This window comes from Gluconobacter cerinus (assembly GCF_025961355.1).
GTDB classification, from domain to species: Bacteria; Pseudomonadota; Alphaproteobacteria; order Acetobacterales; family Acetobacteraceae; genus Gluconobacter; species Gluconobacter cerinus.
The window spans coordinates 906,328-923,999 of sequence record NZ_JAOQNM010000001.1; the positions used below are offsets into that span (position 1 = coordinate 906,328).

The window sequence follows — 17,672 nt, forward strand, 5'->3', positions numbered from 1 at the left end:
ATGATCACGTCCCTCTCCCAAGCGCATAGCGCCTATGCCCAAAGCCTTCAGAGCCGCTTTCAGACAGGAGTGACGGACGACGTTCCTGATGGCACGGCTGCCTCGAGCGATTTCGGCTCTGTCATGTCGCAGGCCGTCAGCAGCGTCATCAACACTGGCCATGATGCAGAAGTACAGTCTGCTGCCGGACTGCATGGCGGCGGGGACATGACCCAGATCGTCACAGCCGTATCCAACGCCCAGCTCGCGCTTCAGACGTCCACGGTCCTTCGAGACCGAATGGTGCAGGCGTACCAGGACGTTATGAAAATGACGATCTGACCAATGCAGGCAATCGATCTGGGAGCGGTTCTGGAGCAGACCTTCATTGTCGCCCTCAAACTGAGCGCTCCGGCTCTCCTCACTGCGCTGGCCGTTGGTCTGTTGGTGTCACTCTTTCAAGCCGTCACGCAGCTGAATGAGAGCACATTGTCCTTTGTCCCCAAAGTGATCGCCATCGGTGTTGTCATGATGATGGCAGGCTCCTTCATGACGGCAACCCTGCTGACGTTCACCCGACATCTGTTTGATCAGCTCATTCTCGTCGGAACAACGTGACATCATTTCCTTTTCCAACGGATCTGTCAGGACAAGCTCTGACAGAATGGGCCTTGGCGTTTGTGCTGGTTCTTTGCCGAACGGGTGCAACGGTCATGGTGATGCCAGGACTGGGGGAACAGTCACTCCCCATGATGATCAGAGCAGGAATTGCCCTGACGCTTACCTTTCTGATCCTTCCCTTGGTCCTCCCTTTGCTGAACACTTCGCAGCTCGACACGCTTGGCCCGATAGCGCTCGCAGGAATGATATCTGTGGAGCTTTTCGCTGGCCTTCTGATCGGATGGATTGCACGCCTGATTACGATGGCGCTCCCTATTGCTGGTCAGATGATCGCCATGTTCATCGGTATTTCCAGCGTGCTCCAGCCAGACCCCGACCTTGGCTCCAGTAGCTCAGCGCCCGCACGCTTCATGAATCTGCTCGCCCCTCTGATCCTGTTGATCACCGGTGCCTACCTTCTGCCAATTCACGCAGTGATTGGCAGCTACAGCCTCATTCCGCCGGGAGGGGCGCTCATGAAACATGCGGCAGTTCCACACTGGCCCATTCTGGGAGATGCGGCGCGCAGTATTATTCAGATGACGGGTAAGGCATTTTCCCTTGGGCTAGAGCTTAGCGCTCCATTTCTGATCCTGTCGCTCGTCTGGGAAATGATGCTCGGGATCATGACGAGGCTGCTCCCAAATCTGCAAATTTATAATGCCGCCAACCCTTTACAAATGTTGGGAGGCATTGCGCTCCTGGGGTTAACACTCCAGGCCATGCTGACAGTCTGGCAAGGGCAGGCTTTTGATGTGCTCCGCACACTGCCGGGGCTTTAACGCGTGGCAGACGCGGAAGACAGAACAGAAGCCCCTTCGCAACAAAGGCTCCAGAAAGCCCGAGACGACGGACAAATCGTTCTTTCTCGGGAAGCCATGAGCTTTACTGTCCTGCTCGGCGGCCTCCTGGGTATTTTCGCGCTTCTTCCGTTTTTGGTGCCCAACTTTGTGCACAGCATGAAAAGTCTCATGGACAATGCCGGAACCATTTCGATGGTACAGGGCGGCCTTCTTTCCACAACGCAACACACCATCACCGCAGGGCTTGCACTCGCCCTTCCCGTAGCAGGACTCATCACGGCACTCACGCTAGGTGTGGGCTTCCTGCAAACCGGCTTTCTGATTCATCCCGGATCATTACTCCCAAAGATGTCCCGTGTTTCTCCTATGGGAGGTCTTAAGAGGATTTTGGGCGGCGGGACCTTGCCGGATACATGCAAAGCGCTCGTCAAACTACTTATTTTCATAACCGTACTCTGGCACCTGGCGAAAGGCATTATCCCTGACGCCCGGAGTATGACAGGCCTCAACGCAAGCGCCATTCTGACGACTGTTATTCGTCTGGGGCTCAGTGGCGCCACAGGCATGATTTTGGCTCAACTTGTGATTGCTGGAGGCGACATCTTCTGGATGCGCTTTCGGCATACAGCCAAACTCAAAATGAGCCGGGAAGAACTCAAGGAAGAATACCGAAATACTGAAGGCGATCCGCATGTTAAAGGCAAACTGAAAGCCATGCGCGCCAAGGTAGCCAGGCAGCGCATGATGGACGCCGTAAAAACCGCTACGGTCATTGTGACCAATCCAACGCACTATGCCGTCGCACTTGTTTATGAAAAGGGGGCATCAAGTGCCCCTAAGGTCGTTGCCAAAGGTGTTGACGAGGTAGCCGCGCGCATTCGCGAACTAGGACAGGACCATCGCGTACCCATCGTAGCGAATCCTCCTTTGGCCCGCGCTCTTTATCCCTTGCCTCTCGAAAGTGAAATTCCGGCAGAGCATTTCAAGGTCGTGGCCGCAGTCATCGCTTATGTATGGAAACTCAGAAGGCCAGCCGGCAACCATTCTCCGATCAGATAAAAAGAATCTTCTTTTTTCTAATGCTACCCCCTTGGCGAAGCCTCTTGTTCTCATGATATGATGACCAGAACATTTGTGAACACGACACCTCAGAACACGATGAAATTCTCTCCGGTGAGAGGTGCCCTCCTATGCGGAGGGCCTGGCAAGGTCTATCGTGTTCCTACCCACCAGCCATGAACGATTACGAGGATTGAATGGACAAGACCAAGGCGCTTGAAGGCGCTCTCAGCCAGATCGAGCGTGCGTTCGGCAAAGGGTCGATCATGCGGATGGGCCAGCGCCCGAAAGAGCAGGCTGACGTCATTTCAACCGGTTCCCTGGGGCTTGATATCGCTCTCGGAATTGGCGGCATGCCCCGCGGCCGCGTTGTCGAAATTTATGGTCCGGAAAGCTCCGGCAAAACCACGCTGGCACTGCATGTTCTGGCTGAAGCACAGAAAAAGGGCGGTACGGTCGCCTTTATCGATGCGGAACATGCGCTTGACCCTGGATATGCCAAAAAGCTCGGCGTCAACGTCGATGACCTTCTGCTGAGCCAGCCAGATGCCGGTGAGCAGGCGCTGGAAATTGTCGATACGCTGGTTCGTTCCGGCGCCATTGATGTTCTGGTTGTGGACTCAGTGGCCGCGCTGGTCCCCCGGGCAGAACTCGAAGGCGATATGGGCGACAGCCACGTCGGCCTTCATGCCCGCCTCATGAGCCAGGCCCTGCGCAAGCTGACCGGAACCGTCTCACGATCGAACACACTGGTCATCTTCCTTAACCAGATCCGCATGAAAATCGGCGTGATGTTCGGCAACCCGGAGACCACAACCGGCGGTAACGCGCTGAAGTTCTACGCTTCCGTTCGTCTTGATATCCGGCGTATCGGCTCCATCAAGGACAAGGATGAAGTCGTTGGAAACCAGACGCGCGTCAAAGTGGTCAAGAACAAGATGGCCCCGCCGTTCCGTCAGGTCGAGTTCGACATCATGTACGGTGAAGGTATCAGCAAGGTCGGTGAACTTCTTGATCTGGGCGTGAAAGCGAACATCGTCGAGAAATCCGGCGCATGGTTCTCTTTCGATAGCCAGCGCATTGGTCAGGGACGTGAAAACGCCAAGCAGTTTTTTCGAGACCATCCTGAAATGGCGCAGGAAATCGAGCGTCGCGTACGTTCTGAAGCCGGGGTCGTGGCAGAAGCCATGATGACAGGCCCAGAGAGTGATGACGACGCATCAACTGAAGACTGACTTCAGCAAAAAGAGGCTCCGACAAGGGGCCTCTTTTTTTGTCTGTCGGAAGACAGCAAAGCCAATACCAGATTGAAGAAACGCTTTCTTGCCCTGTCTTCAGCCCGAAGCATTACAAGGCATAGACCTGATAGCTACGGGCTTTTCGGCAGACTACAAACCTGAGACAGGGCACAAAAAAAGGATCAGGCGAACCTGATCCTTTTGGTTTTCCGAAGTCCCAAAAATTATTTCAGGCAGCAGACTTCGCGGGGCATAGCTTGCTGCGCAGACATGCCCATGTCTTTGCTCCCTTGATAATCGCTCTTGCAATGGCCGGAGTGGTTGTCGGCCGAAGCAACCGCGGATCATAGCCCGCAAAGCGGCGGTCATTCTCATCAAGGCAGAGCTGCATCAGGTCAGGAACATTGACGTCCATATTCGTCATGTCCTTGGCCCCGGTGACCGTGAAATTATTGTCCTGCGTGTGCTCTTCACCGCTCTCGTCGATGCTGCGCGCCAAGCCCATGCGCTCATACGCCAGGAAGATCCAGACGCCGATAACACGCGCTTCAAACCATGGGCGCTTCCAGAACGGCATTGTTGCCCGATGCCAGGCCAGCCAGTTCGCAAACAGCAGAATGTGGCGGCATTCTTCCTGCATCACAGGCTCAAATGTCTCGATCAGTTCCGGCGGGAAGAGCCCTGCACGCTCAGCCAAGGCAAACAGGCCAAAGGCGAAGAAACTGTCCACACATTCAGAGAAGCCCGTCACCAGGTAGGCCCATTCCGTGTCTTTCGGCTCCACATAGAGAGGCTCAGGCGCCATCGGAATTTTGTAGGCTTCAACCAGCTTGGTCAGAACTTCCTTATGGCGATTTTCTTCCCAGGCATTGCGGGACAGAGCGTCCTTCATGTCCGGGTCATCAATCATCGCCGCATAGGCGGCCATACGGAGGCGTGCCTTGCCTTCAGTCTGAACAGCAATATCCCAGATTGGCAGGGACGTGATGCGATGCAGCGTTTCCGGATCAAGTTCCGGCCAGTCAATGACCGAAGGCTTGTATGGATTGAACGTGTCGCGGAACATCTGCGCGACAGCCTTCTTGTGCTCTTCCGTTCCCGGCTTGAGAGGCCCCTTGATTGGGCTGCTCCAGTGGCGCGCTTCATAATCGACGCGCTCAAGCGTCTTCTCCGACGGTGCGTCGGGAAGGTGGGAATAGATTTCGGCCAGGCTTTTCATGATAGTCTTCGCGGCGTGCCCTGCGGCACGCCGTGCCCCTTGGAGCTTGTAGTTTTACTTCAGGTCGGTCGCGGAGTGGATGATACGGTGAACAAGCCCGTAGTCGATCGCTTCCTTCGCGGACATCCAGTAGTTGCGGTCCGTATCCTTGGCGACCTTCTCGTAGGTCTGTCCCGTTTCCTTGGCGAAAATCCGGTTCAGACGCTCACGCATCTTGATGATCTCACGAGCTTCAATGTCGATATCCGTTGCCGGACCGCGCACACCGCCCATCGGCTGATGAAGCAGGAACCGCGTATTCGGCAGGCAAACGCGACGCTCCGGGCGGCCCGCTGCATAAATCAGGGCACCAGCGGAGGCGACCCAGCCAGTACCAATCATATTGATGGGCGCAATCGAATCCACGAAGCGGATCATGTCATGGATGGTGTCGCCACTCTCCACATGTCCACCCGGGGAATTCACATAGACGTCGATCGGCTTGTCGGACGAACCGGCCAGCGCCAGCAGGCGCCCCGTCACGTCACGGGCGATCTTGTCGTTGATCCCACCAAAGATCAGAACCTTGCGCTGGTCGAACAGGCGGCTTTCGAGTTCGCTGATCGGGCTGTTCAGCGTCTTGTTGTCGTCTTCCGGGGCCTCTGGGGCATCGGGCTCGTCGTCCAGACGGGTAAGGGTCATTCTGGTGATGTCCATGTCGTTTCCAGATCCATCGTGCGTCTTCATCCCCCTATCCTGCTCTTCGTTTGCCTTCATGCCAAGTCCGGGAAAGACGAAGTCTCGCCATCCCGATCACGAACGGCTAGTCTCCGCCCTGTTCAGAGATTTGGCGAAGGCAGGAACGGCACAGTGGGTTCAGGGAACATGACGCATCCCGGGAAAGCGGTAACGCGCAGAAATGCGGGAAAGATCCCGTTCATGCTGCTGCTGGCCACTCCCCTCTTTGCCGGCTGCCAGCATCAGGACCCTGTCGATACGACCGCCGGGTGGTGGCATAGCTTCGAAGGCGGAGAAATTGCCAAGCTGCGTCCGCCTCCGCCGGGCCAGAACGAGCCCTACCCGCATGTAGGCCGCACCCCCACGAAACTGCCGGAGATGCCGTCCCCGGAAGCCCGCATCAACCTCACGATGCAGCTGGAAGCCCAGCGCAATCTTGCCCAGCGTGAAACCGCAGCACGCGGCACGTTGCCGGTAGCGCCACCACCACCACCCCGGACAGCCCCTTCCGCCGTTAATCCAACGGGCACGGACTCAGACGAACAAAACAGCCTGACCATGACCTCTGCCGGGCAGCCAGCTCAGGATGCTGCCGCAACAGATACAGCGACAAGCGCGGCCGTAACGCCCGCCAAGGCGCCCGCACCGGTGAAGACTGTAAAATCTGACCAGCAGAAGCAGCCAGAAGCAGAGCTTCCTCCCGTCATCGCCAAATCGATCCCGCCGACACCTCCCGGGGAATATCCGCAGATTGGCGCATTACCGCCACCGCCACCCCAGTTTCCTGGCTTTGATATTCCAATGGACGCCAATCTGAGCGGCCCGCTTCGCCCGGATATTGACAGCTCCACGCCCGAAGGAACGCTGATCCGCTTTCAGCCTTCCACAGATCATGTAGTGGGCGACCCGTCTGGAGATTACCAGCGCCTACTATCCCATCGCGGCAAGCAGAAGGTGACGATTCTGGGCTTTGGGGCAGCCATGAGTGCGGATGCAGGGCTCTCCGCCGCAGATCAGGCGAGAGAAATCTCTCTGGGCCTCCTGCGCGCCCGGACCGTAGCTGATGCTCTTGTCAAAAGAGGTGTTCCGGCATCTGACATCAGCATTCATGCGGAAGCCATTGGGGACGGTGTCCGCGTACGGATTGGGGGCTGAGCCCTTCCCTGCGCCATGCCCCCGTAAAGGACTGTTCCTCTTACGGAAAAACCTGTCTATCGTGCCTCCTCCCTTAATCTTCTCACCCTGAGCTGGTCATGACCGAAGAGTTCCACCGCATCCGCCGCCTGCCGCCCTACGTGTTCGCTGAAGTGAACAAGGCCAAGGCTGCCGCGCGAGCGGCCGGTGAGGACATCATTGATCTTGGCATGGGCAATCCGGACAGTGCTCCGCCGGCTCATGTCGTGCAGAAGCTGGTCGAAACCGTGGGTGATCCGCGCGCGCATGGCTATTCCGTGAGCCGCGGCATTCCCGGTCTGCGCCGCGCCATGGCGAACTATTATGAACGCCGCTTCAACGTCTCAGTTGATCCGGAAACGGAAGTCATCGCGACGCTGGGATCCAAGGAAGGTCTGGCCAATCTGGCCGCCGCCATCACCAGCCCCGGTGACACGATCCTTGTGCCGAACCCGTCCTACCCTATCCATCAGTTCGGGTTCATCATCGCAGGCGCGTCCGTCCGCTCCATTCCAGCCACACCGGATGAGGACATGCTGCGCGCACTAGACCGCGCCGTGCGTCACTCCGTTCCGAAGCCGACCGCGCTGATTGTCAACTTCCCGTCCAACCCAACGGCCTTTGTCGCCAATCTCGATTTCTACAAGGAAATCGTGGCCTTCGCGCGCCGGGAAAACATCTGGATCCTGTCGGACCTCGCCTATAGCGAGATCTACTTCAATGCGGATGAACCGCCGCCATCTTTGCTCGCCGTACCAGGCGCGAAAGACGTGGCCGTGGAGTTCACTTCCATGTCCAAGACGTATTCCATGGCAGGCTGGCGCATGGGGTTTGCCGTTGGCAATCCGAAGCTGATTCAGGCCCTGACACGCATTAAATCGTATCTGGACTACGGCGCTTTCACGCCGATTCAGGTGGCCTCGGTTGCGGCTCTGAACGGCCCGCAGGATTACGTGTCGGACATCCGCGCCATGTATAAGGATCGCCGGGATGTTCTGCTGCGTGGCCTGAACGCTGCGGGCTGGGACGTTCCTGCCCCCGCCGGATCCATGTTCGCATGGGCCCCTATTCCCCCCGCTTTCGCTGATATGGGGAGCGTGGAATTTTCCAAGCTCCTGCTGAAAGAAGCTGGTGTGGCCGTCGCACCCGGCCTGGGATTTGGCGAATATGGCGAAGGGTTCGTCCGGATCGGACTTGTTGAAAATACTCAGCGGCTGCGTCAGGCGACGCGGGCCATCAAGAGCTTCATGAACCGGCACGGTGCCGGTGCATCGACCGCTGACCTTCTTGGAGCTGCATCATCGTGAAACCACTGCGGATCGGACTGGCCGGACTTGGGACTGTCGGTGTCGGCGTCATTCGTCTCCTGCGGGAGAACGCTGAAACGATTACCGCCCGCGCTGGCCGCCCGATCGAAGTTGTGGCGGTTACAGCGCGCAGCAAAAGCAAGGATCGCGGCGTCGATCTGTCTGCCACCCGCTGGCATGACGACGCCGTATCCGTTGCTCAGGACCCGGAGATCGACGTTGTTGTCGAACTGATCGGTGGCTCTGAAGGCCCGGCGCACAACATGGTGGAAACGGCGCTCACGCGTGGTTTGCCTGTTGTGACCGCCAACAAGGCTCTGGTCGCCCTGCATGGTTCCGCACTGACACGTCTTTCAGCCGAAAATAATGCGCCTCTGCTGTTCGAAGCAGCTGTTGCTGGCGGCATCCCTGCCATCAAACTTGTGCGTGAAGGTTTGGCTGCAGATCGTCTCCACAGCGTGGGCGGCATCCTGAATGGCACCTGCAACTATATCCTCACGGAAATGCGCACGACTGGCCGAGATTTCGGAGATGTTCTGACCGAAGCTCAGGCCAAAGGGTATGCGGAGGCTGAGCCTTCCACGGATGTGGACGGATGGGACACGGCTCACAAGCTGGCCATCCTTGCCGGCATCGCGTTTCAGCCCATCGCATTCGACACCCTTCCTGTCCACGGTATCCGAGATGTGACAGCGGCAGATCTGACGTTCGCCAACGAACTGGGATACCGTATCAAACTGCTCGGCATGGCTCGTGCCAGCAATGACAGCGGGATCGAGGCGTGGGTTCGCCCATGTCTGGTCCCCGCCAAGGCAGCCATCGCCGCCGTGGAAGGGGTATTCAATGCCGTCACCACACAAGGCCCGTTCAGTGGTCCTATCACCATTTCCGGCCGGGGAGCGGGCGAAGGCCCGACAGCCAGCGCCGTGGTGGCAGACCTGATCGATCTGGCCCGTGGTGCAGACCTTCCGGTCTGGGGCGTCAGGAACACACCAGCCCCCGTTGCCTGCACCAGCCTCGGGGAACTGAAGAGCGCCTTCTATATTCGTCTGGATGTGGAAGATCGCTCGGGTGTCATGGCTGATCTGACATCGGTTCTCCGGGACCATGATGTTTCCGTGCACTTTGTCTCGCAACATGATGCTGCAGCGGGACGTGCATATCTGGCCCTGGTGACTCATCAGGCCCCAGAAAAGGCTATTTCTGCAGCTATCACAGCACTTTCCGCGCTCCCTGTTGTTAAGGGAGCTCCCCTGGTGCTCAAGATCGAGGATTCTCTCCAGTGATCGATCCTACAAATGTTCTTCCCTACCGCGTAACTGACCGCAACCTGGCGCTGGAGCTTGTCCGCGTCACGGAAGCCGCCGCCATTGCCTCTGACCGCTGGACAGGCCGCGGCCTGAAGAACGACGCCGATGGTGCGGCTGTTCAGGCCATGCGCGCCGCCTTTGATACGGTTGCCATTGATGGCGTCGTCACCATTGGCGAAGGCGAGATGGACGAAGCACCGATGCTTTACATCGGTGAGAAGGTCGGCTCCGGCGGCCCAGCCATGGACATCGCGGTCGATCCGCTTGAGGGCACGAACCTGTGCGCCAAGAGCCTGCCGAATGCCATTACGGTGGTCGCCCTCGCCGAGCGCGGCAAATTCCTGCACGCCCCGGACATCTACATGGAAAAGATTGTCGTCGGCCCGGATCTGCCGGACGATGTCGTCAATCTGGACTCTTCCATCGAAGAAAACCTGCGCAACCTTGCGAAGGCCAAGAACCGCGACGTGTCAGACCTCGTGCTCTGTACGCTGGACCGCGAGCGCCATGAAGAACTGATTGCCCGTGCCCGTCAGGCTGGTGCCCGCGTTCAGCTTCTGAGCGATGGTGACGTTGCTGCGGCTATCGCAACCTGTATCGATGGCGGCGGCGTAGATCTTTACGCAGGTTCCGGCGGTGCTCCCGAAGGTGTTCTGGCAGCCGCTGCCATCCGTTGCATGAATGGTCAGATGCAGGGCCGCCTCCTGTTTGAAGACGATGCACAGCGTGAACGCGCCCGCGAGATGGCTGACGGCAAAGACCCGACGCGTCTTCTTGGTCTGCATGATATGGCCGCCGGTCACGTTTTGTTTAGCGCTACAGGCGTGACAACCGGCTCTCTGCTGAAGGGCGTGGAACGGATCAGCCCAACCCGCGCCAAGACGCATTCGATCGTTATGCGTTCAAAATCTGGCACAGTTCGCTATATTGAAAGCCATCACGACTTCAGCCTGAAGACAAATCGACCATCCTGAATGGAGTAGCATGTTAGAAGACGATACGGGCCTGGTACTCGGCGTATCCCGCAGCGCAGGCAACCGTCGGTGGATCTGGCGTGATCCACGTCTGGCAGAGGCGGATAACCGTCTTGCCCTTGGAATGGCTCAAAGAGCAGCCATTCCGGAACTTCTGGCCCGTATCCTGACTGCCCGTGGTGTCACAGCCACGGAAGCAGCCTCCTTTCTGGACCCGCGCCTGCGGGATCTCATGCCAGACCCTTCCTGCCTGCAGGATATGGACAAAGCTGCTGACAGACTTGCTCAAGCCGTCCGCAAGCATGAACATATCGGCCTCTTTGGCGACTACGATGTGGATGGAGCCTGCGGCACAGCGCTCATCTGTGACACCCTCCGGGAACTTGGCTGTACCGTCAGCACACACATCCCAAACCGCATGACCGAGGGCTACGGCCCCAACACACCAGCACTCGAAAAGCTGGTTTCCGGGGGGGCAACCCTGCTCGTCTGCATCGATTGCGGCACTGCTGCGATCGACATTCTGAACGGCTTTCACGGCCAAACGGACGTCATTGTCCTTGATCATCACAAGCCGGATGGTTCGATCCTGCCAAACGGCATTGTCGTTAACCCGAACCGCCTCGACTGCACCTCTGGTCTTGGCGCAATCTGCGCAACGGCCGTCGCTTTCCTGACCATGGTCGCCACCGTCCGTCTTCTTCGGCGAGACGGCTGGTTTACGGATGGACGTGTTGCCCCTGACCTTCTTAAGCGTCTGGATCTCGCGGCTCTTGCCACGATCTGTGACGTCATGCCTCTCACCGGGCTGAACCGTGCACTTGTCATGCAGGGTTTGCGCGTCATGGCACGCGGAGAGCGCCTGGGATTAGCCACACTGTCTTCTGTGGCAGGCGTGAAGGAAGAAGCCAGCGCAATGGCTTGTGGCTTCGCTTTAGGTCCACGCATCAACGCGGGAGGCCGTATTTCCAAGGCTAATCTTGGTTTGCGACTTCTGCTTTCCGAAGACGTCGTGGAAGCTCGCGCTCTTGCGGATGAGCTGGATAACGTGAACCGGCAACGTCAGAGCGTCGAAGCTGGCATTCTTGCTCAGGCTATGGAGCAGGCTGAACAGCAGATCGAAGCCAATCACGCGGTGATCTTCCTGCATGGTGAAACCTGGCACCCTGGTGTTGTGGGCATTGTTGCGGGACGGCTGAAAGAACGTTTCAATCGTCCGGCTTTGGTCGGCGCTCTCGCGGACGGAATTATCAAAGGATCTGCCCGCTCTGTTCCTGGACTGGATATCGGTGCTGCAATCATCGCGGCCAGACAGTCCGGGCTTCTCCTGACGGGTGGTGGCCATGCCATGGCTGCCGGCTTCTCGCTGGAAGCAGGCAATGCTGCCACATTCCATGAACTACTGGACAACACGCTTTCCGAAGCACGCGCTCTTCCAGTTCAGGATGCATTACGGATCGACGGTCTCACCACACTCAGGGGGGCGTCTCTGGAAGTCGCTGCTCAGCTTGCGCGGTTGGCTCCTTTTGGCCCCGGCAATGAAGAGCCCGTTCTGGCAATCAGCAATGTGCGATGCGTCAAGACTGATCGTATTGGCAAGGACGGAAACACCCTGCGCGTGATGTTCCAGGGGGAAGACGGCGGGACACGCCTGAAGGCACTTGTCTTCCGTGCAGGGGACAAACCATTTGTCCCGTTGCTGGAAGATCGGACGATGCCACTGTTGCATCTGGCAGGGCATTTGAGAGTGGAAACCTGGCAGGAACGACAAAATCTAACTTTTTTCATTTCTGACGTTTCAAGTGCTTGACGGCACAAATGAACCCCCTTATACACCCGCTCACGCCTCCAGTCCCGTTCGTCTAGAGGCCTAGGACACTGCCCTTTCACGGCGGCAACACGGGTTCGAATCCCGTACGGGACACCAAGCTTTTCAAAAGCTTACAGGCACATTTCTCAAAATGAAATGACGCAGATATCCAGCTTTGATCGTACTCTGTACGGTCTCAGAGCTGGAATTTTCTGTTTGTGCCCAGCGTTTTGAATGAAGCTGAATGTTCAGACATTCCAATCTTATACATCCCCCAAATTTTGCTCCGGCTCTGGATTGTCCATGAGTCTGAAACCTTTTTTAACTCTTGAGATCACGATTTCGTGTCATAGATTAGACATCTTTTGACATGGAGAACGTAGTTGTCCCGTTTCCCTCTGCGCATGGCCTGCAGCACTGTTTTTTCTATCCGCGGGCTCCTGATGATGAGCACAGCGTTCGGTCTGCTCGCAGTACATTCACAGGCGCACGCAGATGACGATGTGATGTCTCGCATGGAAAAGGAGATGCACCGCCTTCAGGAAGCGCAGGCCCATGTTCAGCAGGAACAGGAAGAGATCAATCGCGATCTTGTCATGCTGCGCTCAGAGATGGCCAAGCATCATCACACGGTTCAGCCAGCAGACAAGACAACGACGAACACGACAATGGTCGCTCGCGGCACGCCTTCGAAGTCCGCCATTCATGGAGTTGCACCACATGCGCCACAACTCCATTCGTCCCAGCACCCAACGGTACTTGCTTCAGAAGAAACATTCGCATCCCACGCCAACTCGCCTGAAGGACACGTCTCCCGCGCTCTCCCCTCATCAGACTCAAGAGACCGTGTTGCACGAGATCGTCGCGACCACGGGGTGACTGAATCTGGCGCCGGATCTGAACTGGCCGTGGTCGGGAAACGGACAGAAGATGTCATGGTGCGCTTTGCTGAAAATGGTGTCGGCCCACATCCGCGTGAAACAATCGGCGCGCAGGCTGCAGGCGCTGTGGGCGACCATGGCGTGTTTCACCTTGGCCCTGTCACGCTCATGCTGGGTGGATTTGTAGACATGGCGGCCGTTCTTGAGAACCGCCATATCGCGTCTGGCACATTCAATTATTGGCAGGACATGCCGTATCCGAATGAACCGCGGTATCACACCAACAATTTCGAAGGGAGCGCTCGGTATAGCCGTCTCTCTCTTCTGGCACGCGGCAACATCAATTCCGAAGCAACCATTTCAGGCTTCTTTGAATCCGATTTTGGCGCCGGTGCAGTGACGACAGATCCGTATGAAAGCAACAGCTATGCGTTCCGGATGCGTCAGGCCTATCTGGCCTATGATGATAACAAAGCTGGCTGGCATTTCCTTGGCGGACAGGCCTGGAGCCTTCTGACGCCCGGCCGTATTGGTATCGTGGCCCGTCAGGAAAGCCTTCCGGAAACCATTGAAGCCTCCATGCTGGCAGGTCAGACATGGGCTCGCCAATGGCAGGTTCGCGTCGTCAAGGATTTCATGGACCACCGCCTCTGGGCCGGTTTCTCCATCGAAAACCCGGCAACCCTGTATGACACCACCGGCTTCACGAACACCAACGGCACGGTGTCCCTGCCAAACGGCAACACAGCCACGATTGGCGAAAACGGCGTTGGCCTGACAAATGACACAGCAAACTTCTCAAACGAAATCGCGCCAGACCTGATTGGCAAACTGGCTTACGATCCAAGCTGGGGCCATTACGAAGTCGAAGGCATCCTGCATTTCCCACATGATCGGGTGACCATCAATCATACAGGCCACAACAACACCGCCATTGCCGGTGGCGCAGGAGGATCGCTGATCCTGCCAATCATTTCAGGCAAGCTAGAATTCCGCGCAGCCGGTCTCGCGGGATGGGGCATCAACCGCTACGGTTCCGTGCTGCTTCCAGACGCGACACTGAATGCCAAGGGCGACCCGGTGCCCCTCTTCGGTCTTCAGGCACAGGCAGGCCTGATTGCACATCCCAACCCGCATATTGATGTGTATGGATATTTTGGAACACAGCGCGTGGGACATGCTTATTTCAACAGTGAAGGGTCGTCTTACGGCTACGGCAACCCGCTGTACTCAAATGCGGGCTGCCTGCAGGAGCTTTCGTCCCTCACCTGCTCCGCCAACACACGCGGCGTTTCAGAGGCGACGATCGGTGCCTGGTGGCGGTTCTTCAAAGGTCGTTTTGGTACCGTTGAAGGTGGCACCCAGCTTGCCTATGCACGGCGAGACATCTGGAAAGGCATTGGCGGCGATCCGCATACCAGTATGAGCCAGATCTTCTTCGACTTCCGCTATCTGCCCTTCCAGTAACGCACGCCTGCCCTAAAAGCCGCCTGCTCAATACACGCGGCTTTTTTTCATTTTCAGCCCTTCGTCCAGTACCCAGACGCCTTGATCCACTGCGGCGAAATTCCACGCTCGTTTTCCAGAACACTTCGGATAGAGCGTGCAACGGATGCTTCAGCCGCAACCCAGATGAATGTCTGCGGCACGATCTGAATGGTTTTCAGGGCGCGTAAGAACGGCTCCGCCTGATGCGCCTGTTCGCTTGGACGATGAACCCAGACAGGTGTGTAGGACGCCTTCGTTTCGAAGGACTGTTCCTCTGAAGCATCTGTCACCGCAGCCAGTGTGGTGACAGGCGTTCCGGCATCCAGTTCCTCGACGCGCCTGCCAATAGCGGGAAGTGCGGTTTCATCCCCGATCAGAAGCCAGTTGCGAATATCCCCCGTAATGACGCGCGATCCTTTAGGGCCACCAATGGCCAGATGATCACCGAGCTTGGCATTCCGGGCCCAGTCCGCCGCCGGTCCGCCATCATGGTCCACAAAATCCAGAACCAGCGTCCCAGCAGCGCGGTCAAACACGCGCGGCGTGTAATCCCGACGGGCCATGTCCCCATCACCCTGTGGAACAAAGATCTTGATGTGATCATCCGGTGACAGGCTGGGAAAATCCCGAAGGCTCTCATCCTGAAGCGTGATGCGGATCATGTGTGGCGTCACACGCCCGACGTCCACAACGGTCAGGTCTCGGCGCTTCAACTCGTGCATGACACGACGGATTTCCGGGGGAGCAATGGTTGTGGTGTCAGTAACGGTCATCTTCTCATCCTTGCATTAACCCTGAGCAACGGGTCTGAGGACTGCATGACGACAGACGCACAGGCCCGGCACAGCGCAGGGGGGCTGTTCGGTTCTGTGCGTTGATTGACGTTAACGCTTACGGAAACTGGAGACGTCCAGCCTCGATGTCATCTCCAGCCACGATCTGACTGGAGCATTCCTTCAGCTTTTCCCCTTACTGGTCCTCGACGGAAAATTCGATAGGAACAGTGAGAGAAACTGTCGTCCCTGCAATCTCTTCCGGCGGCGGCGGGAACGGTTCTGCACGCCGGACAACCGCCAGTGTTTCTTCGTCCAGCAATGCAAAACCACCACTTTTCCGGATTTTTGCAGACAAAACATGCCCGCGTCGATCCATGACGAAAAACAGCACAGGAGTTCCTTCCTGATGCTGCGCCAGAGCGTCTGCCGGATAACGCTTGAAGCGTTCGAGACGCGCCAGAATATCGCCCTGCCAGGTCACGGGCGCGTTGCTGGAGTGACTCGCGTGAGAGGCAGACGCCGCGCTGCTGCTCTGGGAGGGCGTACTATCGGCAGCAGGCGGAGCGGTCATCTTATCAGCAACAGGAGCTTGCATCGGGATCGGTTTCACCGGCTGAGGCAGGCTCTTTGCTGTTTTCTTGTGAACCTTGACCTTCTCCACCTTTGGAACAGGCACGGGCGGATGCGGTGCCGGAGACGGCGGGGCATCCACCTGTTGAGGCGTATCCGGCTGCGGTTCCGGCGGCGTGACCATCTGCTGCGGCCCGGGATCGACATCCTGTGGAGGAGCCGGCGCAGGTGTCGGCATGGGGGACATGTCAATTGCAATGGCAGGCGGGGGGGCAGCACTTGGGGCCGCAACCTGTGGCGGCGCATGTGTCACGGCCCACCAGAGTGCGATGCCTGTCAGAACAGTCATGGCAGCACCAGACAGACCCCAGACACGGACACTCCGCTGGTCTTCGGTCTGCTGATACCACTGATACCAGTCCCGGAAGGTTGTGGGGAGAGACGCGGGTGAAGAACTCACGGCCCTTCCCCAGCCTCCTGCCCCTGGAGCGTGACAAGCGCGACCTTGAGGAAACCGGCCTTCCGAAGCTGCCCCATCACATCCATCAGCGTTCCATAATCGACGGTCTTGTCCGCCCGCAGAAAAATGCGCTCTTCCTTGTTCCCTTTGCTCGCTTTGCCGAGTGCATCAATAAGCTGATCCGAACTGACGGCATCTTCGCCCAGAGCCAGCGTATGGTCAGCCTTGACGGTCAGGAAAACCGGTTCATCCGGGCGGGGAGCAGGCGTTTCAGTAGAAGATGGCAGATCAACCGGGACATTGACTGTCGTCAGAGGTGCAGCAACCATGAAGATCACGAGCAGAACGAGCATGACGTCGATAAAGGGCGTCACGTTGATTTCATGCGCTTCCAGCACCGCCTCATCGGCATGACGAATATGAATGGCCATGCCTGCGATTACTCCGCGGCAGCCATGAAGCGGACGACATTGCCGCTTGCTGCAAGCGCCGTGCGGGCCAGATCACGGGAGACCAGACGCATCACAAGTGACGTCAGATCCGCGACGCAGGCGCGACAAGCCGCGGTCTGGCGGGCCAGATGGTTGTAAATCACAACGGCAGGAATAGCCGCGACCAGACCAAGCGCCGTGGCCAGCAGGGCTTCTGCAATGCCTGGAGCAACAACGGCCAGGCTGGTCGCATGAGCGGCAGCAATGCCGGTAAAGGAGGACATGATGCCCCATACCGTTCCGAACAGGCCAATGAAGGGAGACGTCGCACCAATCGTGGCGAGCACGCCGGTCCCCCTCATCAGGCGGCGGCCTTCAGCAGCTTCCAGACGCTCAAGATGCAGGACAATCCGCTCCTTGATGCCGTCACGATCGGCAGGAATATCTTCCGAGCGGCGGCGCTCCGCTTCTGCGGCCAGCACCATGGCATGAGCGATACCCGCACCATCGCGCGTCCATTCTTCTCCCAGATGCAGTGTGTCTGCGTCTTCCAGCGCCGTTTCTGATTTTTTGAGCTGCGCCCGCAAACGGATCAGCTCAACAGTTTTGGCAATGAAGATCGTCCATGTGACGACGGATGCCGCCGCCAGAAGCGTCATGACGCAGCGGACAACCGGCCCGGCGCCAAGAAACATCTGCCAGGGGGAGAAGGTAAGAGACATTACTGTGCCTGTCGGGGCGACACGCTGCGCCCTCCTGTCTCGGGGTTGAACCATACCTGTTCTTTGCTGGATGCTGACGCGGAACGCGCTCAACC

17 protein-coding genes and 1 tRNA gene are annotated in these 17,672 nt (G+C 57.8%); 12 read left to right on the forward strand and 6 right to left on the reverse strand.

Features of this window, described 5'->3' with window-relative positions:
* From M2305_RS04240 to recA, 5 genes are all read left to right on the forward strand, one after another.
* A complete protein-coding gene (locus M2305_RS04240) occupies positions 1–321 on the forward strand; it encodes a flagellar hook-basal body complex protein FliE (RefSeq protein WP_215765929.1) in 321 nt (106 codons plus the stop codon).
* A 3-nt stretch (positions 322–324) separates the two neighbouring features.
* A complete protein-coding gene (locus tag M2305_RS04245; RefSeq protein ID WP_064273696.1) occupies positions 325–597 on the forward strand; it encodes a flagellar biosynthetic protein FliQ in 273 nt (90 codons plus the stop codon).
* Positions 594–1,421, forward strand: coding sequence for a flagellar biosynthetic protein FliR (locus M2305_RS04250; RefSeq protein ID WP_264648654.1), 828 nt, complete (start codon positions 594–596; stop codon positions 1,419–1,421). The genes M2305_RS04245 and M2305_RS04250 overlap by 4 nt, the downstream gene beginning before the upstream one ends.
* 3 nt (positions 1,422–1,424) lie before the next feature.
* Positions 1,425–2,501, forward strand: coding sequence for an EscU/YscU/HrcU family type III secretion system export apparatus switch protein (locus M2305_RS04255; protein WP_264648655.1), 1,077 nt, complete (start codon positions 1,425–1,427; stop codon positions 2,499–2,501).
* Positions 2,502–2,698: 197 nt separating this feature from the next.
* On the forward strand, positions 2,699–3,736 hold the full coding sequence (gene recA / locus M2305_RS04260; RefSeq protein WP_264648656.1) for a recombinase RecA: 1,038 nt from the start codon (positions 2,699–2,701) through the stop codon (positions 3,734–3,736).
* 232 nt (positions 3,737–3,968) lie between these two features.
* Here recA and M2305_RS04265 read toward each other — a convergent pair whose 3' ends face one another.
* Together M2305_RS04265 and M2305_RS04270 are read right to left on the reverse strand one after the other, a co-directional pair.
* Positions 3,969–4,958 (reverse strand): ferritin family protein, encoded by a 990-nt coding sequence (locus M2305_RS04265; protein ID WP_264648657.1) that lies wholly within the window; start codon positions 4,956–4,958, stop codon positions 3,969–3,971.
* A 54-nt stretch (positions 4,959–5,012) separates the two neighbouring features.
* Positions 5,013–5,654: an ATP-dependent Clp protease proteolytic subunit gene (locus tag M2305_RS04270; protein ID WP_046900896.1), complete on the reverse strand. Its 642-nt coding sequence runs from the start codon at positions 5,652–5,654 to the stop codon at positions 5,013–5,015.
* A gap of 18 nt (positions 5,655–5,672) precedes the next feature.
* On the opposite strand from M2305_RS04270, the gene M2305_RS04275 reads away from it, so the two are divergent.
* The 7 genes from M2305_RS04275 (at position 5,673) to M2305_RS04305 (ending at position 14,597) form a co-directional block, all read left to right on the forward strand.
* A complete protein-coding gene (locus M2305_RS04275; RefSeq protein ID WP_264648658.1) occupies positions 5,673–6,830 on the forward strand; it encodes an OmpA family protein in 1,158 nt (385 codons plus the stop codon).
* A 98-nt stretch (positions 6,831–6,928) separates the two neighbouring features.
* Complete coding sequence (locus M2305_RS04280; protein ID WP_264648659.1) at positions 6,929–8,155, forward strand: LL-diaminopimelate aminotransferase; 1,227 nt, start codon at positions 6,929–6,931, stop codon at positions 8,153–8,155.
* Positions 8,152–9,441: a homoserine dehydrogenase gene (locus M2305_RS04285; protein ID WP_264648660.1), complete on the forward strand. Its 1,290-nt coding sequence runs from the start codon at positions 8,152–8,154 to the stop codon at positions 9,439–9,441. Before M2305_RS04280 ends, M2305_RS04285 begins: the two co-directional genes overlap by 4 nt.
* Positions 9,438–10,439 carry a class II fructose-bisphosphatase gene (gene glpX, locus M2305_RS04290; protein WP_046900079.1) on the forward strand — a complete coding sequence of 334 codons (1,002 nt, stop codon included), beginning with the start codon at positions 9,438–9,440 and terminating at the stop codon, positions 10,437–10,439. Before M2305_RS04285 ends, glpX begins: the two co-directional genes overlap by 4 nt.
* 10 nt (positions 10,440–10,449) lie before the next feature.
* A complete protein-coding gene (recJ, locus tag M2305_RS04295; RefSeq protein ID WP_264648661.1) occupies positions 10,450–12,249 on the forward strand; it encodes a single-stranded-DNA-specific exonuclease RecJ in 1,800 nt (599 codons plus the stop codon).
* A 41-nt stretch (positions 12,250–12,290) separates the two neighbouring features.
* Positions 12,291–12,366 (forward strand) — tRNA-Glu (locus tag M2305_RS04300).
* 287 nt (positions 12,367–12,653) lie between these two features.
* A complete protein-coding gene (locus M2305_RS04305) occupies positions 12,654–14,597 on the forward strand; it encodes a hypothetical protein (protein WP_408871488.1) in 1,944 nt (647 codons plus the stop codon).
* A 53-nt stretch (positions 14,598–14,650) separates the two neighbouring features.
* Here M2305_RS04305 and M2305_RS04310 read toward each other — a convergent pair whose 3' ends face one another.
* The 4 genes from M2305_RS04310 to exbB form a co-directional block, all read right to left on the reverse strand.
* Positions 14,651–15,391 carry a siderophore-interacting protein gene (locus M2305_RS04310; RefSeq protein WP_264648662.1) on the reverse strand — a complete coding sequence of 247 codons (741 nt, stop codon included), beginning with the start codon at positions 15,389–15,391 and terminating at the stop codon, positions 14,651–14,653.
* Between the two features lie 196 nt (positions 15,392–15,587).
* Positions 15,588–16,424 carry an energy transducer TonB gene (locus tag M2305_RS16280; protein ID WP_264648663.1) on the reverse strand — a complete coding sequence of 279 codons (837 nt, stop codon included), beginning with the start codon at positions 16,422–16,424 and terminating at the stop codon, positions 15,588–15,590.
* Positions 16,421–16,855: a TonB system transport protein ExbD gene (gene exbD / locus M2305_RS04320; protein ID WP_046900084.1), complete on the reverse strand. Its 435-nt coding sequence runs from the start codon at positions 16,853–16,855 to the stop codon at positions 16,421–16,423. Before exbD ends, M2305_RS16280 begins: the two co-directional genes overlap by 4 nt.
* An 8-nt stretch (positions 16,856–16,863) precedes the next feature.
* Positions 16,864–17,577 (reverse strand): tonB-system energizer ExbB, encoded by a 714-nt coding sequence (gene exbB, locus M2305_RS04325; RefSeq protein ID WP_264648664.1) that lies wholly within the window; start codon positions 17,575–17,577, stop codon positions 16,864–16,866.
* Between the last annotated feature and the right edge of the window lie 95 nt (positions 17,578–17,672).